At 63.9% G+C, this 23760-nt stretch carries 24 protein-coding genes and 1 pseudogene; 5 read left to right on the top strand and 20 right to left on the bottom strand.

The window, feature by feature from the left end:
• Nucleotides 1-212 precede the first annotated feature (212 nt).
• Entirely contained in the window at nucleotides 213-1196 is a 984-nt protein-coding gene (locus IQ24_RS15440) for a PDR/VanB family oxidoreductase (protein ID WP_199756602.1), read from the bottom strand.
• Between the two features lie 70 nt (nucleotides 1197-1266).
• On the bottom strand, nucleotides 1267-1959 hold the full coding sequence (locus IQ24_RS15435; RefSeq protein WP_145399183.1) for a hypothetical protein: 693 nt from the start codon (nucleotides 1957-1959) through the stop codon (nucleotides 1267-1269).
• A gap of 146 nt (nucleotides 1960-2105) precedes the next feature.
• Between IQ24_RS15435 and IQ24_RS15430 the strand changes: the two genes are divergently transcribed.
• A complete protein-coding gene (locus tag IQ24_RS15430) occupies nucleotides 2106-3089 on the top strand; it encodes a LysR substrate-binding domain-containing protein (RefSeq protein ID WP_199756601.1) in 984 nt (327 codons plus the stop codon).
• 9 nt (nucleotides 3090-3098) lie between these two features.
• Here IQ24_RS15430 and IQ24_RS15425 read toward each other — a convergent pair whose 3' ends face one another.
• Nucleotides 3099-3764 (bottom strand): GntR family transcriptional regulator, encoded by a 666-nt coding sequence (locus tag IQ24_RS15425; protein WP_158637541.1) that lies wholly within the window; start codon nucleotides 3762-3764, stop codon nucleotides 3099-3101.
• Nucleotides 3765-3987: 223 nt separating this feature from the next.
• Between IQ24_RS15425 and IQ24_RS15420 the strand changes: the two genes are divergently transcribed.
• Genes IQ24_RS15420 through IQ24_RS15405 form a run of 4 tightly spaced genes read left to right on the top strand, consistent with a single transcriptional unit; the run spans nucleotide 3988 to nucleotide 8145 of the window.
• On the top strand, nucleotides 3988-5289 hold the full coding sequence (locus IQ24_RS15420; protein WP_158637540.1) for an aminotransferase family protein: 1302 nt from the start codon (nucleotides 3988-3990) through the stop codon (nucleotides 5287-5289).
• A 51-nt stretch (nucleotides 5290-5340) separates the two neighbouring features.
• A complete protein-coding gene (locus IQ24_RS15415) occupies nucleotides 5341-6294 on the top strand; it encodes a TRAP transporter substrate-binding protein (RefSeq protein WP_145399180.1) in 954 nt (317 codons plus the stop codon).
• 57 nt (nucleotides 6295-6351) lie between these two features.
• On the top strand, nucleotides 6352-6861 hold the full coding sequence (locus IQ24_RS15410; RefSeq protein WP_158637539.1) for a TRAP transporter small permease: 510 nt from the start codon (nucleotides 6352-6354) through the stop codon (nucleotides 6859-6861).
• Between the two features lie 3 nt (nucleotides 6862-6864).
• A complete protein-coding gene (locus tag IQ24_RS15405) occupies nucleotides 6865-8145 on the top strand; it encodes a TRAP transporter large permease (protein WP_145399178.1) in 1281 nt (426 codons plus the stop codon).
• 274 nt (nucleotides 8146-8419) lie between these two features.
• Here the strand turns inward: IQ24_RS15405 and IQ24_RS15400 are convergent, their stop codons facing one another.
• The 17 genes and pseudogenes from IQ24_RS15400 to IQ24_RS15325 all read right to left on the bottom strand — a co-directional run bounded on the left by IQ24_RS15400 (nucleotide 8420) and on the right by IQ24_RS15325 (nucleotide 23756).
• Nucleotides 8420-9580: a Hint domain-containing protein gene (locus IQ24_RS15400; RefSeq protein ID WP_242008232.1), complete on the bottom strand. Its 1161-nt coding sequence runs from the start codon at nucleotides 9578-9580 to the stop codon at nucleotides 8420-8422.
• A 204-nt stretch (nucleotides 9581-9784) separates the two neighbouring features.
• Nucleotides 9785-9920: pseudogene (locus tag IQ24_RS20440) on the bottom strand (IS5/IS1182 family transposase); the annotation flags it as partial.
• A 72-nt stretch (nucleotides 9921-9992) separates the two neighbouring features.
• Nucleotides 9993-10697 (bottom strand): ABC transporter ATP-binding protein, encoded by a 705-nt coding sequence (locus IQ24_RS15395; RefSeq protein ID WP_145399177.1) that lies wholly within the window; start codon nucleotides 10695-10697, stop codon nucleotides 9993-9995.
• Nucleotides 10690-12462: a branched-chain amino acid ABC transporter ATP-binding protein/permease gene (locus tag IQ24_RS15390; protein WP_199756600.1), complete on the bottom strand. Its 1773-nt coding sequence runs from the start codon at nucleotides 12460-12462 to the stop codon at nucleotides 10690-10692. The genes IQ24_RS15395 and IQ24_RS15390 overlap by 8 nt, the downstream gene beginning before the upstream one ends.
• Nucleotides 12455-13288, bottom strand: a complete 834-nt coding sequence (locus IQ24_RS15385; RefSeq protein ID WP_145399175.1) for a branched-chain amino acid ABC transporter permease — start codon at nucleotides 13286-13288, stop codon at nucleotides 12455-12457. Before IQ24_RS15385 ends, IQ24_RS15390 begins: the two co-directional genes overlap by 8 nt.
• A 65-nt stretch (nucleotides 13289-13353) precedes the next feature.
• Complete coding sequence (locus IQ24_RS15380) at nucleotides 13354-14517, bottom strand: substrate-binding protein (RefSeq protein ID WP_145399174.1); 1164 nt, start codon at nucleotides 14515-14517, stop codon at nucleotides 13354-13356.
• Between the two features lie 42 nt (nucleotides 14518-14559).
• Nucleotides 14560-15459 (bottom strand): nitrilase family protein, encoded by a 900-nt coding sequence (locus IQ24_RS15375; protein ID WP_242008231.1) that lies wholly within the window; start codon nucleotides 15457-15459, stop codon nucleotides 14560-14562.
• Nucleotides 15460-15600: 141 nt separating this feature from the next.
• Entirely contained in the window at nucleotides 15601-16245 is a 645-nt protein-coding gene (locus IQ24_RS15370; protein ID WP_145399172.1) for an ANTAR domain-containing response regulator, read from the bottom strand.
• Nucleotides 16242-17384 (bottom strand): transporter substrate-binding domain-containing protein, encoded by a 1143-nt coding sequence (locus tag IQ24_RS15365; RefSeq protein ID WP_199756599.1) that lies wholly within the window; start codon nucleotides 17382-17384, stop codon nucleotides 16242-16244. Before IQ24_RS15365 ends, IQ24_RS15370 begins: the two co-directional genes overlap by 4 nt.
• A 328-nt stretch (nucleotides 17385-17712) precedes the next feature.
• Entirely contained in the window at nucleotides 17713-18612 is a 900-nt protein-coding gene (locus IQ24_RS15360) for a metal ABC transporter solute-binding protein, Zn/Mn family (protein ID WP_145399171.1), read from the bottom strand.
• Nucleotides 18609-19508: a metal ABC transporter permease gene (locus IQ24_RS15355; protein WP_145399170.1), complete on the bottom strand. Its 900-nt coding sequence runs from the start codon at nucleotides 19506-19508 to the stop codon at nucleotides 18609-18611. Before IQ24_RS15355 ends, IQ24_RS15360 begins: the two co-directional genes overlap by 4 nt.
• The gene (locus IQ24_RS15350) at nucleotides 19505-20215 is read right to left on the bottom strand and encodes a metal ABC transporter ATP-binding protein (protein WP_145399169.1); all 711 of its coding nucleotides are present in this window, start codon (nucleotides 20213-20215) and stop codon (nucleotides 19505-19507) included. The genes IQ24_RS15355 and IQ24_RS15350 overlap by 4 nt, the downstream gene beginning before the upstream one ends.
• Nucleotides 20212-21135 (bottom strand): metal ABC transporter solute-binding protein, Zn/Mn family, encoded by a 924-nt coding sequence (locus IQ24_RS15345; protein ID WP_145399168.1) that lies wholly within the window; start codon nucleotides 21133-21135, stop codon nucleotides 20212-20214. Before IQ24_RS15345 ends, IQ24_RS15350 begins: the two co-directional genes overlap by 4 nt.
• Nucleotides 21132-21689 carry a DUF6162 family protein gene (locus IQ24_RS15340; RefSeq protein WP_145399167.1) on the bottom strand — a complete coding sequence of 186 codons (558 nt, stop codon included), beginning with the start codon at nucleotides 21687-21689 and terminating at the stop codon, nucleotides 21132-21134. The genes IQ24_RS15345 and IQ24_RS15340 overlap by 4 nt, the downstream gene beginning before the upstream one ends.
• Nucleotides 21686-22006: a hypothetical protein gene (locus IQ24_RS15335; RefSeq protein ID WP_145399166.1), complete on the bottom strand. Its 321-nt coding sequence runs from the start codon at nucleotides 22004-22006 to the stop codon at nucleotides 21686-21688. Before IQ24_RS15335 ends, IQ24_RS15340 begins: the two co-directional genes overlap by 4 nt.
• The gene (locus IQ24_RS15330; RefSeq protein ID WP_145399165.1) at nucleotides 22003-22551 is read right to left on the bottom strand and encodes a thiamine pyrophosphate-binding protein; all 549 of its coding nucleotides are present in this window, start codon (nucleotides 22549-22551) and stop codon (nucleotides 22003-22005) included. The genes IQ24_RS15335 and IQ24_RS15330 overlap by 4 nt, the downstream gene beginning before the upstream one ends.
• Complete coding sequence (locus IQ24_RS15325; RefSeq protein WP_242008229.1) at nucleotides 22548-23756, bottom strand: PepSY-associated TM helix domain-containing protein; 1209 nt, start codon at nucleotides 23754-23756, stop codon at nucleotides 22548-22550. Before IQ24_RS15325 ends, IQ24_RS15330 begins: the two co-directional genes overlap by 4 nt.
• Nucleotides 23757-23760: the final 4 nt, after the last annotated feature.

Raw genomic sequence — 23760 nt, 5'->3', positions numbered from 1 at the left:
TCCGCTGGTATCGATGAGGTCGATCTCGTTCAAGGTGATTGCCTGATGGCTCTCGCAGCCCTGAATTGCAGGTCCATGGGTCTTTATCCGGATACCGCGGCGCGCGTGGACGGGCACCGCGATATCCGGACCGTCAGAGGGGCGCAGGCCCTTCGGTCGGGGCGCGGCCACGCCCGTTTCTCCGAGGCCATGATCTCCGGCTCGGCCCCCCGTCAGATATCAAGGACAAGCCGCCCGGACTGCGCGCGAGAAACGCAGACCAGCATGGATTGCCCGGCCTCACGCTCGGCATCCGACAGCACGTCGTCATTGTGCTGGGGCGTTCCTGCCAGCACCTTGACCAGACAGGTCCCGCAGATGCCGGCCCGGCAGGAGTTGGTGATCTTGTGCCCGGCCTCCTCCAGCACCTGCAAAAGGCTGGTATGGGGTGGCACCACCAACCGCTGACCCGAGCGCGCGAGTTCGACCTCGAACGCGCCCTCGGGAAGGGCGGGCTTCTCGCGCGCCTCGAAGCGTTCGCGATGCAGCGCGCCCTTGGGCCAGTGCTGGCATTTCGCCTCGACCGCGTCGATCAACGGGGCAGGGCCGCAGCAATAGATCGCGGTCTGGTTGCAGGGTGCGTCCAGATATCGGGGCAGGTCCAGCAGGCCGAATTCATCCTGCGGCACGATCTGCGCCGCGTCCGGGTCCAGCAACGCAATCTCATCCAGATAGGCCATCGAGGCGCGGGTGCGGCCGCCATAGAGCAAGGTCCATGGCTTCCCCGAGGCGGCGACCTGGTGCAGCATCGGCAGGATCGGCGTGATCCCGATGCCCCCCGCGATGAACAGGTATCGCCCAGCGTCGACCAGCGCGAAATTGTTGCGCGGGGCCGAAACGGTCAGGCGATCCCCTGCAGCCAGTTGATGCACCTGCTCAGACCCTCCGCGTCCCTCGGGCTGGCGCAGGACAGCGATGCGCCAGCTCGCCTGATCCTCGGGCTTTCCGCAAAGTGAGTATTGACGGACCAGCCCGCCGGGCAGGGTCACATCGATATGCGCGCCGGGCGTCCAGAGGGGCAGCGGCAGGCCGGTCGGGTCCTGAAGCGTCAGGGCCGCGACGCCTTCGGCCACCAGGGTGATGTCGCGAACGACAACTTCGATCATGCCACTGTCCCGCGCCGTGCCGATGCCAAAATGATTGATGATGTCTTCCATATGCTCACCTGCTGCTGGGGTGATGGCCCCGGCTTCGGACCTGTTCTCCGGTGCCGGGGCAATGCGTGGCTCAGGCGATCTGGGCCTGCCGGACGGATTCCGGCGTGAAGGTCTTCCACGCGATGTCGCGCATGCCGCGCATGGCGCGCAGAATTTCCGCCCGGTCCTCGTCCGTTTTTGCATAGCTCGACAGGATCTGCCGTCCGAGGCCGACGTGGAATTTCTCGTCGATCTCGATCTGCTTGTAGACCCGCACGACCTCATCGAACTTGTGCCGCTCGCCTGCGCGGAAGGTCGGCTCGAAACTGCCCGAGGCCGAGGTTTCCGAGACGTTCCACGCAGCGATCGCGGCCAGAGGATGACGCTCAAGGCAGTCCCACAGAAAATCGCTCCAGGGTTTGGCTTCGGCCGGAACCGAGGTCGGCACCGTGCCGCCAAGCGATTCAATCGCCTTGCCGACCGCCTCGTAATGCTCGGCTTCCTGGAAGGATTGCTTGGCCAGCAGTGTGATATGCGTGCGCGAAAAGCCAAAGCCATAGCGGCGGATCTGTTCGTTCAGCAGGAAGACATAGTCGATCTCGCGCCAGGCGCGGGGGGCCAGCCATGCGGCCAGAACCTTGGGGTCAGGGTTCTCATCATAGGTGGCAAAAAAGGCTTCGGTGGCCTGCCGCGTGGATTCCACGACGGAATCAAGGATCTCATCCACTTCGTCGCTGATCCCGACAAGCCCGTCGCCGCCGCGTACATTTCTGACATCCACCATTCCGTATTCTCCGATGCATTTATTGGATCGCAAGGGCTGTCCTTGCCGGGTCAGCGTAGCGCCGGTGCGGTTCGCGACACGAGCGATTAGAATTGCTTTGCGATTTAGCTTTGCTAAACTGCGCGCATCCTGAGGGAGAGCAGGACATGAGCAAGCGACCCCCTTTGAAAGCGCTGGAAGCCTTTGATGCCTTCGGACGGCTTGGCAGCGTGGCCGAGGCGGCGGATGAGTTGGGCGTGACCCCCGGCGCGGTCAGCCAGCAGCTGCGCAAGGCCGAAGAGGCGCTGAGCCTGCGCCTGACCGAGCGGCGCGGAAACGCGCTGTTGCTGACCAGCTGGGGGCGCATCTATCACGCCGAGATCCGCCCGGCCTTCGAGCAGCTGCGGCAGGCGCAGCAAAAGCTGGACCGGCTGAAAAGCGGTGGCGGCATCGTCATCAGCTGCCTGCCTTCGCTGGCGGGCAAGTGGCTGGCACCGCGACTGGCCGATTGGCAGATGTCGCATCGCGACGCCAACGTCCGGCTGGTCGGAAAGGGGGCCGAGCCGATGGAGCGGGTCGAGGGCTATGACTTCCGCATCTCCTACGGCGACCATATCCGCAAATACGACCATTTCGTCGAGCTGTTCACCGATTGGGTGGTGCCGGTCTGCTCGCCCGATTTCCTGCGCGATCACCCGGTCGCCACGCCCAACGAGATTCTGGACCATTCGCTTCTGGGAATCGAGTGGGACCGCAATCACCGCGCCGCGCCAACCTGGTCGGACTGGGCACGCCACATCGGCGCCGAGCCCCGGCCGCATCGCGGCGAGATGGCGTTTTCGCTGTCGAGCCTTGCGATTGATGCCGCGATCAACGGGCGCGGCTTCGTCCTTGCGCAGATCTCAATGGTCGAGGATGACCTTGAGACCGGGCGTCTGGTCAGCCCCTTCGATCTGCGCATGCAGCTGTCGCAGCCCTATTTCCTTGCCTGGGACCGCTCAGCCCTTTCGAAACCTTTCGCGGGTGAGTTGCGCAGCTGGCTGATCGCTATTTCCAAAAGCCAGCGCAGCCTGTCGATGGGGCCGGATGTCGAGGACCGCTCGGGTCCGCAGGCGCAGAGGTCCTTGATGCACGAAACCTGGCCGCTGTAGGGCAGGGCGTCAGCCGCGACCCTTCCCGGTGATGCGATCGGCATCGGGCACGGTATGACGGCGCGCGATCTCATGCGCGCGCAGGGCATCGCCTGAACAGATCGCGGCCAGCAGGGGTTCGTGCAGGTCGATGATGGCCTGCGGCTCTTCGTAGAAATCATCCGCCATGCGCAGGAACAGAAGCGCCGGGCCCTCCAGCCGCCGGTAAAGATCCTGCAGGCGACGGCTTCCCGACAGGGCAATGACCGTGCGGTGAAACAGCAGATCAAGCTCCAGCAGCTTGCGGCGCTGGCGGGCGGTGGCGGCCTGCCGCATCTGCTCCATCACGCCTGAAAGCCGCGCCTTGCCCTCATCGTCGATGCGCTGCGCTGCAAGCTCGGCGCCCAGCGATTCCAACGTGTCGCGCAGGATCGAGATGTCGCTGACGTCCTCCTCGGTCACCGAGATGACGAAATTGCCGCGCCGTGGCCGATGCTCGACCAGCCCGTCCGCCTGCAGATATTTCAGCGCCCCCCGGATTGTGCCCTGCGAGACGCCGAAGCGCTCGGCCAGTTCCATTTCCACCAGCCGCTCACCCGGTTTGAACACGCCGGTCAGGATCGCATCCTGCAAGGTGGCTGCGGCTTCCGCCTCAAGGCTGGGGCGGGTCAGGCTGAAGCCCTCATCGGACGGCATCGGCATTCCTCTTGCTGCTCCGGCGTCTGATTAAGGCCAGCCGGACAGGCTGTCACTTGTCACCGGGATAAATTTTCTTGCGAAGTCGGGCCTCAAAACGAACAGAAAGGACCCGTTGCATTTATTATTGATAATCATTAATCGAGAAAAGAACAACAGACGACCCAAGAGGACGAAAATGAGCGGCGTGTTTTCCAGAGATTTCGCGGCAAGGACGCCGCTGGTGGATCATGCCGAAGGGGTCTGGATCCATACCGCCGACGGCCAGCGCTATCTGGACGGAATGGGCAGCGCGGGGGTGATCGGCATCGGTCATGGCCGGACCGAGATCTATGAGGCCTTGGCGGGGCAGGGCAGCAAAGTGTCCTATGTTTATACCGCCTCTTTCACCCATCCCTGGCAGGAAGAGCTGTCGAAATCCGTGCTTTCGGTCGCGCCCGAAGGCATGTCGGCGGTCTATTTCGTCTCGGGCGGGTCCGAGGCCAATGAGACCGCGTTGAAGCTGGCCCGCCAGTATCATGTCGAGCGTGGCGAGCCCACGCGCCACAAGATGCTGGCCCGCTGGCAGAGCTATCACGGCGTGACGATTGCGACGCTGTCGCTCTCCGGTCGGACCTCGTGGCGCGCGCCCTATGACCCCTATATGCTGCCGGTGGTCCATGTCTCGCCGCCCTATAGCTACCGCTGCGCGATCTGCGGGCCGGACGGCGATTGCACCGATCATTGCATCGAGGAACTGGAGCGCACGATCCTGCTGGAAGGGCCGGAAACGATTTCCTGCTTCTTCGCCGAAACCATCGTCGGAACCACCGCCTCGGGCGTGACGCCGGGGCCGGAGTATTACCGCCGCGTGCGCGAGATCTGCGACCGCTACGGCATCCTGTTCATCTGCGACGAGGTGCTGATGGGCTATGGCCGGGTCGGGCGGCCCTTCGCCATCGAGGATTGGGGCGTCACCCCCGACATGATCACCTGCGGCAAGGCCATCGGCTCGGGCTATGCGCCCTTGGGCGCGGTGATCGTCTCAGAAAAGATCGCCGGGTTCTTCCGCGAGGGCCGTCGCCGCTTCGTGCACGGCTTCACCTATAGCGGCCATGCCATGTCCTGTTTCGTCGGCCAGAAGGTCTTCGAGATCATGCAGCGCGAAGATCTGTTCCGCCGCCCGGCCGAGATCGGCGCCTATCTGCACGAACGACTGGGCGCGCTTCAGCAGCGCCATGAAATGATCGGCGATCTGCGCGGGCGCGGGCTCTACGCAGGCCTGGAATTCGTCGCCGACCGTCACAGCCGCGCGCCCTTCGCCCCCGACCAGCAGATCACCAGCCGTCTGGTCGCGATGATGCGCGAGCGTGGCGTGATCGTCGGCGCGGGCGTGCCGGGCGCGAATTATGGCAAGGGCGGCGACCATATCCAGATCAGCCCGCCCTTCATCATCTCGGAGGCCGAGATCGACACACTGACGGGCGCCCTTGACGAGGTTCTGACTGTTCTTGGACAAGAGCCGCGGATGCTGGCCGCCGAATAGGCGGCCCATGCCTTAAGAAAAACGACCCACCAACCAACAGGAGATGCAGAAATGAAAAAAATACTGACAGCATCGCTTCTTGCCCTTCTTGCCGCCGGTGCGGCACAGGCAGAGGTGACCATGCGCATTGGCGGCGCGGGCTCGGATGCCAGCCCCGACACCAAGGCGATGGAGGTCTTTGCCGAAAAGCTGAAAGAGCGCGCGGGCGACAAGATCGCGGTCGAGCTTTTCCCGAATTCGCATCTGGGCACCGTCGACGAGATGGTCGAGCAGGTGAAGGGCGGCGTGCTGGAATGCATGTATGAAAGCGTGGGCGTGCTGGGCTCGTTCCATCCGGCCGCCAATATCGAAGGCGTGGCCTACATCTACCGCGACGAGGACCATTTCTTCCGCATCTGGCGCGGTCCGGTCGGGCAGGAAATCCTCGATTCCATTGCCAATGAGGCCGGTTTCCGCGTCATCGGCCCCGCGTTCCACGGCTTCCGCGACACGCTGACCAATGTGCCGGTGAACAAGGTTGAGGATCTTGAGGGGCTGAAAATCCGCGCGCCGGGCATTCCCGCCTATATCGAATCGATCCGCGCGCTTGGGGCCAACCCCGCGACCGTCGCCTTTGAAGAGGTCTATGCCGCGCTGCAAAGCCATGTCGTCGACGGGGTTGAGCAGCCGCTGACCGCGATCAAGGACAAGCGCTTCTATGAGGTGGTGAAGAACCTCGCCCTGACCAATCACATGGCCGAAACCATGGGCTTCATGTGCAATGCCGATTGGTTCAACGCTCTGGACGAGGCTGATCGCACCGCCATCGAGGCCGCCGCCACCGACAGCGCGGACTGGTATCGCGGCTATACCGCCGAAAGCCAGGCGAAGCTACTGGCCGAGCTTGAGGCGGATGGTGTGACCATCACCCGCCCGGATCTTGCGCCCTTCATCGCCAAGGCGGCCACGGCCTCCTACGATCCGGCGCTGCAGCCGATCATCGACAAGGTTCGCGCCGTCGAGTGACCCCCCAAACGCGCCCCTGCCTTGCAGGGGCGCATCTCTTTCCGCCGGAGAACCCCCTTGTCCAAAGCCCTGACCCTTATCGGCAGCGCCTTGCGTGGCCTTCTGGCCGCAATCGTCATCTGCGCGCTGTTTTTCATCGTCGTGCTGGTCTTTTATCAGGTCGTCACCCGTTATGTGACCGGCACAGCGACCCCGGAACTGGCCGAGATCGCGCGCTTTCTGTTCATCTGGCTGGTCTTTTCGGGCGCGGCCTGGCTGATCAGCCGGGGCGAACTGATCGCCATCGACTTCTTTTCGGCGCAGGCGGGCAGGGGCGGGAAACGTGCGCTGAAGGTCTTTGCCGATCTGTGCACCGCTGCCTTTCTTGTCGCGCTGATCGCCTACTCCGGCAAGCTTCTGGACGTCGTGGCGATCAAGCATGCGCCCGCCACCGGCATTCCCTATCGCTGGGTTTATCTGGCGCTGCCGTTCTTTGCCGCCTCGGGTCTGTTCTTCGTGATTGAGCGGCTGGTGACCACGGGCCTGTTCGCCCGCCCGGATGCCCTCTCAGCCAAAGCCGGAGACTGACCCATGCTGATGCTTCTGACACTTGCGGTCGTTCTATTTGCGCTGATGTTTCTGGCCGTGCCGATTGCGATTGCGCTTGGCATCGCCTCGGTCGCGATCATCCTGATTTGGGGCACGCCCGGCTTCGTGCTGGCGCAGAAGATGGTGAACGGGATCGATTCCTTTCCGCTTCTGGCCGTGCCCTTCTTCATCCTGGCCGCCGCGATCATGAATTCGGGCGGCATCACCACGCGCATCGTCGACCTTCTGGGCTCGCTCATGGGGCGGCTGCGTGGCAGTTCGGGGACCGTCAACGTCGGCACGAATATCTTCCTCGCCGGGATTTCGGGCTCGTCGGTCGCGGATGCCTCGGCCACCGGCGCGCTGATGATCCCCGAAATGAAGAAAGAGGGCTATAGCGGCGCTTTCGCCGCCGCCCTGACCGCGACGGCCGCCCTGCTGGGGCCGATCCTGCCGCCCTCGATCCCGCTGGTGATCTATGGCGTTATCGCCGATGTCTCGATCATGAAGCTGTTCGTCGGGGGCTATCTGCCCGCGCTGATGGTGGCCTTCGCGCTGATCTTCTACGTCAACCTTTACGCCGTGAAGAAGGGTCTGCCCCGGCGCGGCCGCTCGACGGGCTCCGAGATCTGGCGCAAGTTCAAGGGCGCGGTCTGGGCGATGTCCATGCCGGTCCTGCTGCTGATCGGCGCGCGCGGCGGCTTCTTCACCATCACCGAGATCGGCGCTGTCCTTGTCGTCTATGCGCTTTTCGTCGGCTGGATCATCCATCGCGAGTTCCGCTGGACCAAGCTGCCCGCGATCTTGCTGGATGCCGGGATGCAGACCGCCAATATCATGCTGGTGGTCGCGACCTCGTCCTTCGTGGCCTATCTGATGGTGGTCCATGGCGTGCCGAAGGACCTCTCTCGCTGGATCCAGGAGGCGCATCTTTCGCCGGTGGTCTTCCTGCTGCTGATCAACGTGATCCTGCTTCTGGCCGGTGCCTTTCTGGACTCCACCCCCGCGACGATCATCATCGTGCCGATCGTGCTGCCCTCGGCGCTGGCGCTTGGCATCGACCCGGTGCATTTCGGCCTGATCGTCGTCGTCAACCTGATGATCGGCCTGATCCACCCGCCGATGGGGCTGAACCTTCTGATCACACAGGCCATCGCCAAAGAACCGATGGGCGCGATCCTGAAGGAGAGCATTCCGCTGCTGGGGATCATGCTGGCGATCCTGCTGCTGATCACCTTCGTTCCGGCGACGGTGCTGTGGCTGCCGAGTGTGATGGGGATGTGACGAGGCCTGTCCTCGATCTGCGGAACAGCCTGTCCTGACCCGGCGGTCCGATTTTTATGCCGAAACCTGGCAGTTTCAAGCGGCCGCGCCAGTACGACGCGGCCGCTGTTGTTTGAGCCTTGAAGCTATCTGTTCAGCGGCGTCGCGTATGCCCGCAGCGATAGCCGTGGTTTGGTGGAAAAGCAGTTCATCCTATGAACTTAGGAATGGGGCAAGCCAGGCCCCCTTCGTGAAGTCTGAACTCAACCCTAATCGCCTCGCCAACGCCTCGGGTTCAGGACCGGCAAAGCACCTCTGCCAGCTCTTTCGATTGCCGACCCGTCAGGATGGTCCGCGCCGAAGCGGGAAGCTGCGTTTCGGCCGCGAGTTCCGGGAAGATCGCGAAGATTTCGTCGCGCGCCGCCGTGCCAAGCGACTTCAGTGCCTGCGGACCGGTATAGAGCGATTCCGTCTCGGCTCCGTTCGCGATCACGATTTCATGCCGGTCGAAGAGAAGGTGGACATATTCGACCTCGACCAGATCTGCCGCCCATTCGAAACCATCGAGCGCCAGCAATTGCTTTGCCGCAATCAGAACCTCGTCCGCTCCGAACATCTGACGCGCGATCTCTGAGCGGAGCAGGATCCGATGCTGGGGCGAGACCAGAAGATCCTGCGACGGCAGGCCCTGACCCAAAGCATCGGTCTTGATGCGGATCGGGCGCAGATGGGCGTTATGGCTCAGATCCCGGTGATCCAGAAGACGACGACCGATCCAGCGGATCGGCTGCAGGCCATTGTCACGGGTGTAGACCAGATCGCCCGCCTTCAGAAGCTCGATGGCAAGCGGGCCATGCGCAGTTTCCATCATCGTGCCGCGCGTGAAGCAGGGGATTCCGTCCACGATGAAATCGGCCCCCTCGGAGAACGTGCTTGCTGGATTGCTGCGCGAGATGACAAGAGCGCCATTTGCTCTCACCACGTAGGCGGTGATTTGATTCCCGGCGCTGTCGTATTCGGTGACGGTGCTGCCCGGTCGAAAGCCCGAGATTGTTGACACGCTGTTCCCCGGCATGAGCCAGCTTTCAACCGAATGCGGGCTTCCATCTCGGGCCACGCCCACCAGGTTACGAAGTTCCGGATACAGCCCCGTGGGGGCGACCGCCCCGACGCTGACATTGTGACCATTTTCGGTGACCGACAGCGGCGTGCTTCCAGAGATCGTATAGCTGCCGTCCGCGTTCCTGGTCAGCGAAAGCAGTGGATTGTCGATGACCAACCCGGGGTTTTGCGGATCGAAAGTGATTGTATAGGTGATCGGATCCGCGAGGCCGATGATCGAGAACTGACCTGACCCAACCGTCAACCCGCTGTTCGCTACGCCCGGGTTCGGCGAGATCGTCTGTGAAAAATGCGCGACCTTGTTCGTGGCATCATAGTCAAGAGTAAGGGACATCTTGGCGTTTTCACTCGATTGGAACTGGCTTGATGTGCGCTTCGACAATTGGGCGCCTTGTCAGGAATCCGATATGCCAAGCGGGCCTGTTTCGCAAACAAGAACCTTAGGTCATTTAGACAAATGCCGGGGTCGGCCTGGCCCCATCATTTTGGCGGACTTGTTGCGCTATTCGGGGCGAGATGCGGTCCGAGCCTTTTGGCCATGACGCGTTTGCGGGCTGGTGTCGTGCCCCTTCCAGTCCCGGGCATTTCGCCCTGGCTGAATAATTGCGTCAGCACCTCTGGTCGTGAGGGCAAGCTTTGGTGTCACGGAGGCCATCGAGATCGACACTGTCGATCCAGTTGGTCAACTGCCGCGGGGCCTCCCCAGCAGGTGGGTAGGGCTCGACGATCCCGGTGGGTCCGCGCCCTCAGATGCTCAGATGCTTCAACACCGTCTCTCGGGATGCGGCGTCACAAGCCCCCTCATCGACGATCTGTCCAAGCTTCATGACCGCCCAACGATCCGCGACGCCCAAAGCGAAGCCGAGGTTCTGTTCGACCACCAGAATGCTGACCCCACGCTGTTCACGCTCGGCCTTCAAGGCGGTTTCGATGCGCTGAACCACGCTCGGCTGGATGCCCTCGGAGATTTCGTCGATGAGAAGAATATCGGGTTCGGTCATCAGCGCGCGCGACAGGATCAGCATCTTTTGTTCGCCCCCGGACAGGGTGCCCGCCAGTTGATCCAGCCGTTCCAGCAGGAAGGGGAAGTTCCGCTCGACAATCTTCAGCGCCGTGGCGAGATCGCGGTCACCGCGCAGGGCAAGTCGCAGGTTGTCGCGGATCGAAAGGTCTTGAAAGAGCGGCAATTCCTGCGGCGCATAACCCACCCCCTGCGCCAGAAGCCAGGCGGGGGGCTTGCCGTTGATCGGCACGCCGTCCAGCGAGACACGCCCGCCACGCGTGGGGATCAAGCCCATCACCGTTTTCAGAAGCGTGGTCTTGCCCATGCCGTTGCGCCCCATCAGCGCAAGGATTTCGCCGCGTCGCAGGGTCAGCGTCGCGCCTTGCAGGATATCGGTCTCACCATAGCCCGAGGTCAGGGCCTCGATCACCAGCCGGTCGTCAGTCATGGGCCATCCCCGAATAGATCGAGCGTACAAGCTCGGAGTTCACGACCTCTTCGACAGGTCCATCCATGACCAGCCGCCCTTGATGCAGAACGACGATCCGTTGAGAGATTTCCTTCACGAAATCAAGGTCATGTTCGATCAGGATCGCGGCATAGCCAAGCTCTTGCGTCAGGCGCTTCAAGACCTCACCGATCAGGGTCCGTTCGGCCTTGGTCAGGCCTGCGGTCGGTTCATCCAGCAGGATCAGCCGGGGCAGCATGGCGACGACCATGGCCAGTTCGAGGCTCTGCCGCATCCCGTGCGAGAGGCCGCTGACCGGCTCGGCCAGCTTCTTGTCGAGCCCGGTCAGCGCAAGGATGTCGAGTGCCGCCGATGGCAGATGGATGCCGGACGCGCGGTTCCACAGGGTCGGGCGTTCATGCGTCGCCCGCGCAAGGCGCAGGCATTCGGCGACGGTCATGCTTTCGAAGACGCTCGCGACCTGAAACTTGCGGCCAATGCCAAGGGCCACGACGTCTTCGGGCGGGCGACCGGCGATGTTCTGTCCGGCCAGAGTGATGGTGCCCTGAATGGTCTCGGTTCCGTCCGAAAGGCAACGCAGGAAGGTCGTCTTGCCCGCGCCGTTCGGCCCGACGACCGAGATCAGCTCACCCGGCCTGACCTCCAGCTCGATCCCGTCCAGCACGACGAAATTGCCGTAGGCCTTGCGCAACCCGGTGACCGATAGCAGGGCATCCTTGCTGCTTTCCTGCGGTCGGTCGGGCAGGGTGGCCAGTGTCGGTGCGGCTGCGGTGCGTTGGCGGCGGGGCAGAAGCCCGGCCAGCCCGCGCGGCATGAACAGGATCATCACCACGAAGAGGACGCCGATGATCAGCTGCCAGACATAGGGCATGCTGCCCGAAAGCTGCGCGCCAAGATAGTCGATGCCGATGGCGCCAAGGGCGGGCCCGAAGATCGAGGCTCTGCCGCCCAAAGCGGTCCAGACGATCATCTGCGTGCCGAAGCCGAAGCCCGCGATCTCAGGCGCGACGATGCGCCCGGCATTGGCGTAAAGGAAGCCGCAGAGCCCGGCGACACCGCCGAGCACGGTCATCAGGATGATCTGCACCCTTTGCGTGCGGATGCCCAGATAAGCAGCGCGGAGCGGGTTGTCGCGAATGGCGATCAGCACCCGCCCGGCGTCGGACCGCACGATGATCCACGCCAATCCGGCAAACAGGATCAGCGCGACGCCCGCCAGACGAAAATAATTCGCCGCGCCGAGCTTCATCACCGGATAGCCGACCAGCCCGCTGGACGAGCCGGTAAAGCTGCCCCCCGCAAAGATCGCCTGCGACAGCACGATGGGCACGACCAGCGAAATGACCGAGGCGTAAAGCGGCGTCGATTTGTGATAGAAGGACAGCCAACCCACCAGCGCGGCCAAAGCCATTGGCAGGATCACCGACAGGACCAGCGCCAGCGCAAAGTTCTGCGCGCCGCCGCCCACATGGGTCAAGATCAGGGCGGTCGCATAGGCTCCGGCTCCGAAAAAGGCCGACTGCCCGAAGGTCAGAATGCCGGTATAGCCCCAAAGCAAGTCCACAGTGATCGCCATCATCGCGTAGATCATCGAGCGGGTCAGGACGTTCTGCGTGAAGCGGTCGAGAAACAGCGGCCCGAGCAGCACCAGCGCTAGGGTCAAAAGACCGAGCAGCGCGAGCCCGGTCCCGTGGCGGGTCAACAGGCGGCCGCGTTTGGGGGAAGAATGCACGCGATCAGCCACGGGCGAAACCTTTCGGATGAAGCCGCAGCATGACGGCGCACAGGACGGCGACGGTCACGCTGCCAAGGATGGGGCTGATCCATGTCGAAACCAGCACCTGCGCGGCCCCGAAGCACAAGCAGGCAAGGGCCAGCGCCGTGACCGAGGTGCCCGACACCATGACCAGCATGAAAGCTCCGATCAGCCAGGAAATGCCCATCGTCGGATCGACGCTGGACAGAGGGGTCAGCAGAACCCCCGCCAGCGCCGCGATCGCCGAACCGAGCATGAAGGTGACCAGCCGCACCCGCGAGGTGTTGATGCCCAAGGCGCGGGCCAGTGTTTCGTTCATGATGACGGCCTGCGCGTTCAGGCCAAGGCGCGTGCGTTCCAGCACAAGAACGAAGGCCAGCGCCATGATGACCGCCGCGACCAGCAGGAACAGCCGGTAGCTGGAATAAGGCAGGCCCAACACGTCCACGGTTCCGGTGATCAGCGCAGGCGGCATCTGCATGTCGCGCCCGAAGGTCAGGGTGATGACCTGCACAATCACGACGCCAAGACCCCAGGTGGCAAGGATCGCGTCCAGCGACCGACGGTAAAGCGGGCGCACGATGGCGATTTCGGTAACCGCGCCCAAAAGGCCGCCGACCAGCACGGCAAGCGGCAAAGACAGCCAGGGGCTGAGCCCCATCTTGGTTGCGACGACGGTGGTATAGGCGCCGATGGTCAGCCATGCGGCATGGGCGAAATTGATGATCTTCAGCACGCCGAAGATGACGAAGAGACCGGCAGAGACGATGAAAAGCAGTGCGGCGGTCGTCGCGATGTCAAGCAGAAGGGCCATGGGGTTCCCTCGGTGATGGACGGGCAGGCCGCGACTGCGGGGTGCGGTCGCGGCTTCGGGATGGATCAGAGATCAGGACACTGCTCACCCGGATCGACATTCGGGAAGTCGGCGACAACCTTGACCGACCCATCGGCCTGCACCTCGCCCAGATACATCGTCAGGGGCGCGTGATGCTGTTTCGACATCGAAACTTCGCCGCGCGGCCCTTTGAACGAGACTTGGGGGAGGGCGGCCAGAACGTCTTCGGTCTTGGTCGACCCGGCCTTTTCGACGGCGGCCTTGTAGAGATAGACGGCCTCGTATTGCGGCGTCGACAGATCATTCGGCGTCCGCATCTCGGCCCCGAATTTCTTCTGAAGTGCGGCCATGAAATCCTTGTTCTCCGGGGTGTCGATGGCCGTGAGGTAGGAGGCTGAAATCAGGATGCCCGCCGCATCCGCGCCCATCGCCTTGGCGGTGCCTTCATCGACGGCAAGGTTCGCATAGGGAATCGAGATGCCGGAGGCGCGAAGCTGTTTCGTCAGCGTCACGTTCGGCGTGCCCCCCGCGGTCGAGGTGATGACGGCATCGGCGCCCGCACTGCGCAGGTTCGACAGGATCGCGGTCCAGTCCGAACCGTCCATCGGCAGATATTCCTCACCAACGATCTTGCCGCCTTTCTCCTCGATATACTTGCGCGAGAATTCCAGCATGCCGCGCCCGAAGGCATAGTCCGAACCGATCAGGAAGAAGTTCTTCGCCCCATCCGCCAACAGCTTTTCGACGACCGGCGGCACCTGCTGTTCAGGCACCCAGCCATTGACGAACATATTGGGCGAACAGGACCGGCCTTCGTAGAAGGACGAATAGATAAAGGGCTTCTCGCCCTCTTCCACGATGGGAATACCGGCGTTCCGCGCAGCCGATGTTTCCATCGTGATCACCACGTCAACATCGTCCTGAAAAACCAGCGTATTATAGGCCGTTTGCGCGCCCGCAGCGCCCGAGGCATCATCCGCGACGGCGATCTTGACCGGGCGACCCAAGATGCCGCCCGCCGCATTGATCTGGTCGACGGCGAGTTCTGTGGCCTGAACCACAGCGGGCGCGACGACGCTGTTTGCGCCCGAAAGGCCCACCGGCACGCCGATGGTGATCGGGGTCGCGTCCCCTTGGGCAAAGGCGGGAGTGGTGGCGAGTGCCGAGGCAAGAAGCAGGCCGAAGCGCATGGATTTCATCTGTTTCATTTGTTTATTTCCCTGTTGGATCAGTTGGTTCAGCGCGGGCGATCAGGTGTAAAGATCGGTCCGACGGTCTTCCCAGACGTTATTGCGTTCGCTGACGCGTCTCTGGTTTTCCAGATCGCCGAAGAGGACATCGGCGATCAGAATCTCGGGGTTGGTGGGGGATGCCGGACCGGCCAAAGGCCAGCCGCGCGGCCCAACAATCAGGCTGCATCCCAGAAAAAGCTGACCGCGTTCGACGCCCACGCGATCAGCGCAGGCAATGGCGACGCCATTCGAATGGGCGGCGGCTTTGTGAAGGATATTGGCCATCGGCTCACCTCCGGCGGGTTGGTCCGGGATCGGCACCCAATTGGTCGGGACGCAGATCAGTTCGGCACCGCCCGCAACCAGCCCCCGGAAGGTTTCGGGAAACCAGCCGTCATAACAGATCGCGACGCCGACCTTGCCATAAGCCGTGTCGAAGACCGGCATGCCCAGATCCCCGGACCGGAAGAACAGTTTTTCCTTGTTCCAGAGATGCAGCTTGCGGAAGGTGCCGAGATACCCCTCGGGCCCGCAGAAGATCGCCGCGTTGTAGAAGGTATCCCCCGCCTTTTCGCAAAGCCCCGCAGCGATATAGACGCCGAGTTCTGCCGCCAGCGCCATCAGCACCTGCGACGGGCGGCCCTCGGGGATGGGGGCGGCCAGTTCGCGCAGTTCTTCGGCGCTTTCGAACACATAGCCGGTGTCGGCGAGTTCAGGCAGGACAAGGATTTTCGCCCCCTTCGCTGCGGCGTCGCGCACCAGCCGGTCAATTTCGGCCAGATTGGCCTCCACCTGGCCGAATTGAGGTTCGAATTGTAGGCAAGCGACCGCAACCGTTTGCTTCTCTTGGACCTTTTGCGTCAAAGCGCCCTCCAGAAATGAAAAAAGCCCACGGTTGCGGAAAGATCCGCACACCATGGGCTACCCAGCCTTTATTTCATGTCGGCAATCCTGCCGAGCGAGCAACCTTGCTCGAATACAACTCTGCCAAGGCTCGTTTAAAAGTCAACGAAAAATTTTACGCGGCTGATACCCGCTTTGGGGAGGGCGCGAGTGGCGCTATTTTCCGGTGGTCGTCAGGCCTATGCCGCGCAACGTGGCCTCGGCCGCGAGCAGCCCTTCGGCAATCGAGGTCAGCGAGGTGCGCTGCGCCGTCGCCTGATCGCGCAGCAGGCGGTAAGCCTCATCGTCGGAAATGCCGCGCAGCTCGGCCATCAGCTTCACGGCGCGATCGACCAGACGACGGCTTTTCATCGTCTCTTCAAGCTTCTGGATCTTTCCGGCCAGCCGCCCCTCATATCCGCGACGATAGCGCGCCAGCACGAATTGCGCGAGAATGCCGAAGGGGCGCAGCGGCTTTGAGATCACGCCATGCGCGTTCAGATCGGTGATGGCCTGCAGCGCGGTGGGCGTTTCATAGGTCATGATGGCGATGATGGCGGGCGTCCGGTCCTGAAGCAGCGCCGACAGCGCCTCTCCGGGCAGGTCGTCGACCTGAACGAAGATCGTGTCGGTTTCAGGCGGCAGCACAGCGGGCAGGGGCCAAAGGGCGGTCACCGCGCAGCCCAAACGTTTCAGATGTTCGGTCAAGATGGCCCCGTCCTCATCCTGCGGATGCAGGACCAGAACCCGGGCCTGACGCAGGTCGTCCAGGATGCGGCGCGCGCCGGGGCGTCGGTTGCGATCAGCCTGCGCGCCGGTCAAACCCAGACCTCATCAAAACGGGCGGTCGCCAGATAGGGGTCAGGTCGCACCGAGCCGCTGGCCTGCCACGCGACATCGAATTGCCCGTCCGCACGCATGGTGCCGATGCGCGGCGTCAGCCACAGATGCCGGTTTTCCTGATCGACGGTGACGGTGCCTTCGGGTGCAGGCATGCTTTGGCCCAGCAGGTGCGGGGCCAGCGCCGACGGCTCAAGACTGCCCGCGCGTTCAAGCGCATGAGCGAGAAGATAGACCTGCAGATAGGCGGTCTGCGACCAGACGCTTGTCGTCGCCTCAGCGCCGAAGCGGGCCTTGTAGGCCGCAACGAAACGCTGGTTCTGGTCGGAGGGCAGGCTTTGGAAATAGCTGGCCGATAGCACATGGCCACGGCAGTATTCGGTCCCGATCTCGGCGATCTCGGTTTCCGCCATGGTCAGGCTGGCGATGGGGCGCTGTTCGGTCTCAAAGCCCGCCTCGGCATACATCCGGTAAAGCTGGCGCGCCGGGCCGCCGATCACCGTGCTGAAGATCGCATCGGCCTGCCAATCGCGGATATGGCCGATCAGCCCCGCGACCTCGGCCGTCGATGCGTCGAGCGGCGCGTAAACCTCGCCCGTGATCGTCGCCCCTTTGCTTTCCAGAATGTCGCGCATCGCCCGGTTCGACTCGCGCGGGAAGATGTAATCCGCGCCGACAAAGCCGATGCGCTTGCCATAGCGGCGGATCAGGAAATCGGCCAGCGGGAAGGCGCATTGGTTCAGCGTCGGCCCCGCATAGATAACATTTTCCGAATATTCAAACCCTTCGTAAACCGAGGGGTAGAAGAGCAACGCATCATGCCGCTCGACCAGCGGCAGCACCGCCTTGCGCGAGGCCGAATGCGAGCAACCGAAGATGGTCGTGACGCCTTCATCGACGATCAGCTGCCGCGCCATCTGGCGATAGATCGTGGGGCTGGATTGCGGATCCCGCGTGACCGGAACAAGGGGAAGGCCGCGCACGCCTCCGGCCTGGTTGATCTCTTCGATGGCCAGTGTGGTGCCGCGCAGGTGTTCGCATTCTGTCAGCGCACTGAGGCCGCTGCGCGAAAACAGCACGCCGATGCGCCAGCCTTCAGAGGCGATGGGGGTATTGCTCATGCGGTTGGGTCCGAGTGTTGGGACGCCGGAACTGTGCTTGGATTGCTGCGCAAAAACAATGGCTGAGTGAGAAATGATGATTGTCGCGAGCGGGAGCGAAATGGCGCGCGCTCGGATTTCGAAGTTTGGGACGTTCGAAAAGTTGAAAGACCATCCGGGCCGATGCGGGAGAACCTGTTGATCAGGCTTTGCGGGCGCGGATGAAAACTCGAGAGATGGCGGCGGATTGCACGGACTACGATTGCGGGCAGGCGCGCCTGACAGCCTATCACTGTGCGGCGACCTGAGAAAAACGATCAGCTCGCAGCCTCGCTGAACACTGCCGCGTTCAGCGCTTGAACAGATCCATATTGTTCTTGATCAGCTCAACAGGGTTGCCGGCGTTGGAGATCGAAAGCTGTACCGCCTCAATCCCCTCATTCTCCAGCCTCTCACCCAACGGCTCGGGCAGTTCTCGGGCCGTAAGGACGGTCTGGATGCCCTCCGCCTTCAGCCAGTCGGTCAGCTTCGCGGCGCGCTCGGGCGTCCATTCGTTCGGGGCGGCGATGATGCGGGCGCGCAGGTCGAGGCCCAGATCGGCGGCGAGATATCCGAATTGCGGCGATAGCGCGACCACGTCGACACTCTCGCGCGCGGCGAGCGTGGTGTCGGCATCCGCCTTGATCGCCAGCAGATCGCGCTTGAGGCCGGACAGGTTCGCGGCGATCTTCTCGGCTTCGGTGGGGGCCAGACGCGAGAGGTCGCCTGCGGTCACCTCGGCCATTTCGCCAAGGCGCGAGGGGGCGAGCCAGGGGGCGGTTTCCTCGCCCTCGGGCGGCATCGGCTCCAGCCCGAGTTCGGCGTAAAGTGCGGTGTCGGAACTGGGTGTCTCCATGACCGCCATGCCGGGCATGCGTTCATCCAGGGGTTGGGCCGCGTCGATCTCGACGATGCGGATATTGGCGCGGCGGGCGGCGGGATAGAGCGGATCGTCCGGCCAGAACGAACGGAAGGTGAGGACGGCATCGGCATCTTTTGCGGCGTCCTCAAGCCCCGCACGACCTCGGCCCGCGAGGAAGGAGGCCAGACGCGAGGCGGGCAGTTTGTCGGGCTGGACCGCGACGATCTCGATGGCGGTGCCTTCGGTCAGGCGGCGCGCCAAGGCCTCGGCTGCGGGATGGGCGGTCAGGATGGTCTCGGCATGGGCGGCGGGGGCCAGGAGAAGCAGAAGGGCGGGAAGCCATTTCATGCGGCGTCTCCTTTCAGGGCGGGGACCAGCGCGCGCAGGGCGGTGCAGATCAGGAAGCAGCTTCCGGCAACAAGGATGATCGCCGCGCCCGAGGGCACCGGCAGGTCGTATTGCATCGGCAGCAGGATTCCGGCCAGCGTCGAGAAGGTCGCGATGCCGACCGACAGCCACCAGAACCCGCGCAGCGAACGCGCGACTGTCCGCGCGGCAGCGGCCGGGATGACCAGCAGCGCACCGACCAGAACCGCCCCCACGATCTTCAGCGAGGCGACGGTGACGACGGTCACCAGCATGACGAAGAGGTAGTCGAGCGTTCGGACGGGCACGCCCCGGACCAGCGCCAGCGCCGGATGGAAGCTCGCCAGCATGAAGCGGTTGTAAAGCCAGCCGGTCAGCGCGGTCACGACGACGGCGACCACCGCCAGCACCGCAAGGTCGGTGCCGTTGACCGTCAGGATCGAGCCAAAGAGCACGTTTTCAAGAATATGCACGTTGATCCGGCCCGCGAGGATCAGAAGGACCGAGGCACCAAGCGCCAGCGACGTCGACAAGAACACGCCGATCAGCGTATCCGCCGACAGCCCGGTGCGGCCGCGCAGATATTCGAGGCCGATCGCGAAGAGCAGGCAATAGCCGAAGAGCGCGCCATAGGGGCCGGTATAGGGCTCACCTGCGAGGATGCCGATGGCGACGCCGGTCAGGGCGGCGTGACCCACGGCCTCGGCGAAGAAGGCATGGCGGCGCACGACGACCAGCGTGCCAAGACTGCCGAGCATCGGCCCGACGATCAGCCCCGCCAGCAGCGCGTTGACCGCAAAGCCCCAGCCAAGCGCCGAGGGCAGCCAGCCGGTTTCGGCCAGCGATTGCACCCATTGGCGAAATGCCTCGAACGTCATGCGGCGATCCCCCGATGCGAGAACAGGTCCAGCACCCGATCGGGCGTCAGGCCGTGTGAGGGCGCGCCGTCGAAACGCACGCGACGGTTCAGGGCGGTCACATGATCGGCGATGCGGCGCACGGCATCAAGGTCGTGCTCGATCCAGAGGATCGTCACGCCCTTGGCGCGCAGGTCGGTCAGGATCGTCTCGAAGAGCGCAGCCCCGGCTTCGTCCAGCGCGGCCATGGGCTCGTCAAGGATCAGAAGGTCGGGCGCCGGGTCCAGCGCCTGTGCCATCAGAACGCGCTGACGCTCGCCTCCCGAGAGTGCGCCCATGCGGCGGTCGGCCTTGCCCGCCATGCCGACGATCTCCAGCTGGCGCAGCAGATGGGCGCGCGTTGCGGCGCGCGGACGCAGGAAGGCCGGGCGGCGACTGTCGAGCGCGTTCAGGAAATCCAGCACCGTCATCGGCAGGCCCGCGTCGAATTGCAGCGCCTGCGGCACATAGGCCAACCGCCCCGGCGCGCCGGGCCAGTCCAGTTCGACCGTGCCGCGAAACGGCATCTGACCCAGCAGGCAGCGGATCAGCGAGGATTTGCCGCCGCCATTCGGCCCGACAATCGCGTGGATGCTGCCGGGGGCGACGGTCAGGGTGATGCCCTCCAGCACCTCGGTCCGGCCAAGGGTCAGCGACAGGTCCTGCGTGCGGATGGCGGGGCCGCTCATGCCTTGGCCCCTTCGCGGATGGCGCGGACGATGGTGGCGAGGTTCTGCGCCATCTCGACCTCGAATTTCTCGGGCGTGTATTCGCCGTGGATGATGTGCGACAGGGGGTACATGGTCACGCCGGTCTCGCGCTCGATGGTCTCGACATAGGCCGAGGGGAAGTTCGATTCCGAGAAGATAACCCCGACATTCATGCCCCGGATCTTCCGGATCGTCTGCGCGAGTTGCGAGGGCGAGGGCTCAATCCCGTGAGCGGGCTCGACCACCGCGCTGACCTCAAGCCCGAATTCGCGCAGCAGGTAGTCATAGGCTCCATGGATCGTCGCGACCTTGAAGTCGGGCGAGGGCGCTTCGACCACCTGCGCCAAGGCATCTGCGCGCAGCTTGCGCAGGCGGCGGTTATAGGCGCGGGCGTTGTCGGCGAAGACCTGCGCGCGGTCGGGGTAAAGTGCACCCAGATCCGCCGCGATGGTCTGGACCTGCGAAATCGCCCCGGCAATCGAGATGAAAGTATGCGAGTTCACCACGCGCCCCTCGACTGTATTGCCAAGGCCGCGCGCCATGGCGCCGACGGCGGGCAGCAGGGGGACGTTGCGATTGGCCTCGATCACCGGGACATCGGGGCGGGCCGAGGCGGTGATCATGCGGTCGGCGAAATCGTCATGGCCGATGCCGTTTAGCACCACCGCGTCCAGCGCGCCGATGCGGCGGATATCCTCGGCGCGGGGCTCATAGGCATGGGGGTTGAAGCCCACCGGGACCAGCGGCACCGGGGCACCAGCATCGCCCGCGACATTCGCGACCCAGGAATAATAGGGGTGCAGGGTCACGCCGATGCGGATGGGGTCTGCCGCATGTGCAGAGCGCGCGAAGGGCAGCGCGAGGCTTGCGGCCAGAAGGCTGCGTCGAGTGATCTTCAATGCCTGTCCTCCCGCGTCACGCTGGCGTCGAAGCGTGTCGCGACCTGTTTCCAACCTGCCGCGATCAGGGCGGCGTCGGTCAGATCGCCGGTGCCGGGGTTTGCCTGATCCGTGATCCAGATGGTGGGCGTGTCACCCGCCACGCGCAGCAGGATGGGCCGCGCGATCTCGGGCAGGGCGGGCAGGCCGAGCCATGCTTGTGCCATGCCGGGTTGCAGGCGCTGCCATGAATGCTGACCGCGCGCCTGCGCGGTGACGTCGGCCACGAAGGGGGGCAGGCCTTCGTCCGCCAGCGCCTCGGGCGAGGTGTCGGGCAGGTGCGGCATCTCGGGGACGGCGTTCAGCAGATCGGCCGTCAGCCCCTGTTCGGCGGCGTTCAAGCCGCTGCGCAGATCGACCTGCCATTCGGACAGCGCCAAGGTCTCGCTGCGGTCGCGATGCAGCAGCACGACGCCCGAGGACAGGATCAGAATGGCCGTGACCAGCAGCAGGACGGCAAGGCTTTCCCGCCGCCCGGATGCGGGCGGGACGATGATGCGGGTGGCAGAACTCAAGGGGCCAGCCCCTCGACGTCCTGATAATCGACCTCGACGATATGGCCGGGGCCTGCGTCAAAGAGGATGTAAAATTCGCCATCCGGCTTCGGGAAGCTGATCTTCGAGGTGGCGTCGAACTTGGCCGGGACCAGCACGTCCTCGTCATAGGAAATCACGTCCAGCTTCACGCCCTCGGCGCTGGTTCCGTCAGAGAAACCGCCCTCGCAGGTGATCGCGCCATCCTTGGCGGTGCAGGTGCAGAAGGGGTAATGCGCGAAAGCGGGCAGGGCGGTCGCCGCCAACAGGGCGGTCGCGGTCAGCAGGTTGCGGATCATTTCTGGCTTCCCTCTTTCCGGCGCAGCCACTGGGCGGTGGCGGGCGATGCGGTTTCGATGGCGATGTCGCCCTTGTGGACGGTGCCGTCCCATTCCTCGACCGTGACCCACAACCCGTCGTTGACGCTGATGCTGCCCGGCAGTTGCACGTCGGTCGTCATGCGCGAGGGCGGGCCGTTGAAGAGCGCCCCCGCCGCCCGGATCGAGCGTGGCTTGCCGACGCGCAGATAGACGGCGCGGATGCGGTCTTCGCAGCCTTTGCACAGCGCGAGGCTGAAGACCTTGCGGTCGCCCGCGACGCCCTGGCCGATGGGCGCATCGGTGTTGAACTCGGCGATCTTCAGGGGGAAGGGGCCGACCTGAAGCTCGCTGGCCTCGCGCGCGCCAAGGCCCGCCTTGCCGCTGGCCTGCATGGCCAGAGTGTAGAAGGGCGGGAAGCAGAGGATCGGCACGATCACCGCAACCGCGCTAAGGTGGAAGCGCCAGTCCTGCCACCAGCGCCCGATGCGGGTCTGCGCATTGCCGCGCGCGACGCCCGCGCTCATTCCCCCGGCTCCAGCTGCGGGGCGCGGCGTTCCTGCACGAAGGCCTTGGTTTCCTTGGTGGTGCGCTTGGTCCAGATCAGCATGCCCGACAGCACCATCATCGACAGAAGCAGGCCGAAGAGGAAATAGATCACCTTCAGCCAGACGCCCATGAAATCGCCGAAATGAAGCGGATACATCGAGCCGGTGACCAGTTCGACCACGGTCTGATCGCCCATGCCGCGCACTTTCACGACCTCGCCGCTGTAGGGGTTGACCGAGGCGCTTTCGGAAAACAGCGGGATCGAGGCGCGGCCGAAGAGATCAACCGGAGAGAAGGCGTTCGAGGGCAGGAAGATGCTGTCGACCCGCAGCCCCGGATGGGCGGCCTGCGCGGCGGCAATCGTCGCATCAAGGCTGAGCGGGGGCAGGTCGCTTTGCAGCGAAACCTCGGGGATGACATTGCGCTCCAGCACGGTCGGAATGCCCGCCGTCGACAGCGTGACGCCGCTGTCCGACAGGATCGCCTCGACCAGAAACCAGGTCGCGCTAAGGCCGATGATGAAGATGAAGGGGATGGACCAGATCCCGGCCAAGCGGTGGAAATCGCCCCAGAAGGTGCGCGCACCTTTGCCGATGCGCAGGCGCGGCTTGAAATAGGCGCGCCAGAATTTCTTGTATACGAGGATGCCGGTGATCAGCGATCCCAGCATCGGGATGCCAAGGATCGTCACCGCATACCAGCCCCAAGAATAGCCGCTGGTCCAGGGCGCAAACAGCCAGCCATGCAGCGCACGGGTGAAATAGCGCAGATCGACCGTCGGCTGCTCGCCCTGCACCTTGCCATCATAGGGATTGACGTAAAGGCTGCGGCTTTCGCCGTTCTGATCGGTCACGCGCACATTGGTCGCGAAGTGACGCTCGACCGGCCAGGAGATGCTTTGCAGCCGCGCCCCCGGCTGCTGTTCCATCACCGCAGCCGCCAACGCATCCGCGCCAAGCCGTTCCTCGACGCCCGCCGGGCGGGTCGCGCGGATCTCGGGGTTCGAGAGCCACTGGATCTCATGCGTGATGGTGGCAATCGTGCCGGTCACGCAGATGAAGAAGACATAGGCCCAGATCGGCAGCGCCAGCCAGCCGTGCAGCAACAGCCACAAACGGGCCATCCCGCCCTTCTTGCGCGTCTTGGCCTTGGTGGCCTCAGGCCTTGCTGCTGCATCGGACATGAGC

It is taken from the genome of Paracoccus sulfuroxidans (assembly GCF_007830335.1).
GTDB lineage: Bacteria > Pseudomonadota > Alphaproteobacteria > Rhodobacterales > Rhodobacteraceae > Paracoccus > Paracoccus sulfuroxidans.
Note: the sequence above shows the minus strand (reverse complement) of the source record. Positions and strands in the feature narration are given on the sequence as shown.

Bases quoted from the DNA above. Each gene is read 5' to 3' on its own strand.
- IQ24_RS15440 (WP_199756602.1), bottom strand. From the start codon at position 1,196: ATGGAAGACATCATCAATCATTTTGGCATCGGCACGGCGCGGGACAGT.
- IQ24_RS15435 (WP_145399183.1), bottom strand. From the start codon at position 1,959: ATGGTGGATGTCAGAAATGTACGCGGCGGCGACGGGCTTGTCGGGATC.
- IQ24_RS15430 (WP_199756601.1), top strand. From the start codon at position 2,106: ATGAGCAAGCGACCCCCTTTGAAAGCGCTGGAAGCCTTTGATGCCTTC.
- IQ24_RS15425 (WP_158637541.1), bottom strand. From the start codon at position 3,764: ATGCCGTCCGATGAGGGCTTCAGCCTGACCCGCCCCAGCCTTGAGGCG.
- IQ24_RS15415 (WP_145399180.1), top strand. From the start codon at position 5,341: ATGAAAAAAATACTGACAGCATCGCTTCTTGCCCTTCTTGCCGCCGGT.
- IQ24_RS15405 (WP_145399178.1), top strand. From the start codon at position 6,865: ATGCTGATGCTTCTGACACTTGCGGTCGTTCTATTTGCGCTGATGTTT.
- IQ24_RS15400 (WP_242008232.1), bottom strand. From the start codon at position 9,580: ATGTCCCTTACTCTTGACTATGATGCCACGAACAAGGTCGCGCATTTT.
- IQ24_RS15395 (WP_145399177.1), bottom strand. From the start codon at position 10,697: ATGACTGACGACCGGCTGGTGATCGAGGCCCTGACCTCGGGCTATGGT.
- IQ24_RS15385 (WP_145399175.1), bottom strand. From the start codon at position 13,288: ATGGCCCTTCTGCTTGACATCGCGACGACCGCCGCACTGCTTTTCATC.
- IQ24_RS15380 (WP_145399174.1), bottom strand. From the start codon at position 14,517: ATGAAACAGATGAAATCCATGCGCTTCGGCCTGCTTCTTGCCTCGGCA.
- IQ24_RS15375 (WP_242008231.1), bottom strand. From the start codon at position 15,459: ATGGTGTGCGGATCTTTCCGCAACCGTGGGCTTTTTTCATTTCTGGAG.
- IQ24_RS15365 (WP_199756599.1), bottom strand. From the start codon at position 17,384: ATGAGCAATACCCCCATCGCCTCTGAAGGCTGGCGCATCGGCGTGCTG.
- IQ24_RS15360 (WP_145399171.1), bottom strand. From the start codon at position 18,612: ATGAAATGGCTTCCCGCCCTTCTGCTTCTCCTGGCCCCCGCCGCCCAT.
- IQ24_RS15355 (WP_145399170.1), bottom strand. From the start codon at position 19,508: ATGACGTTCGAGGCATTTCGCCAATGGGTGCAATCGCTGGCCGAAACC.
- IQ24_RS15350 (WP_145399169.1), bottom strand. From the start codon at position 20,215: ATGAGCGGCCCCGCCATCCGCACGCAGGACCTGTCGCTGACCCTTGGC.
- IQ24_RS15335 (WP_145399166.1), bottom strand. From the start codon at position 22,006: ATGATCCGCAACCTGCTGACCGCGACCGCCCTGTTGGCGGCGACCGCC.
- IQ24_RS15330 (WP_145399165.1), bottom strand. From the start codon at position 22,551: ATGAGCGCGGGCGTCGCGCGCGGCAATGCGCAGACCCGCATCGGGCGC.
- IQ24_RS15325 (WP_242008229.1), bottom strand. From the start codon at position 23,756: ATGTCCGATGCAGCAGCAAGGCCTGAGGCCACCAAGGCCAAGACGCGC.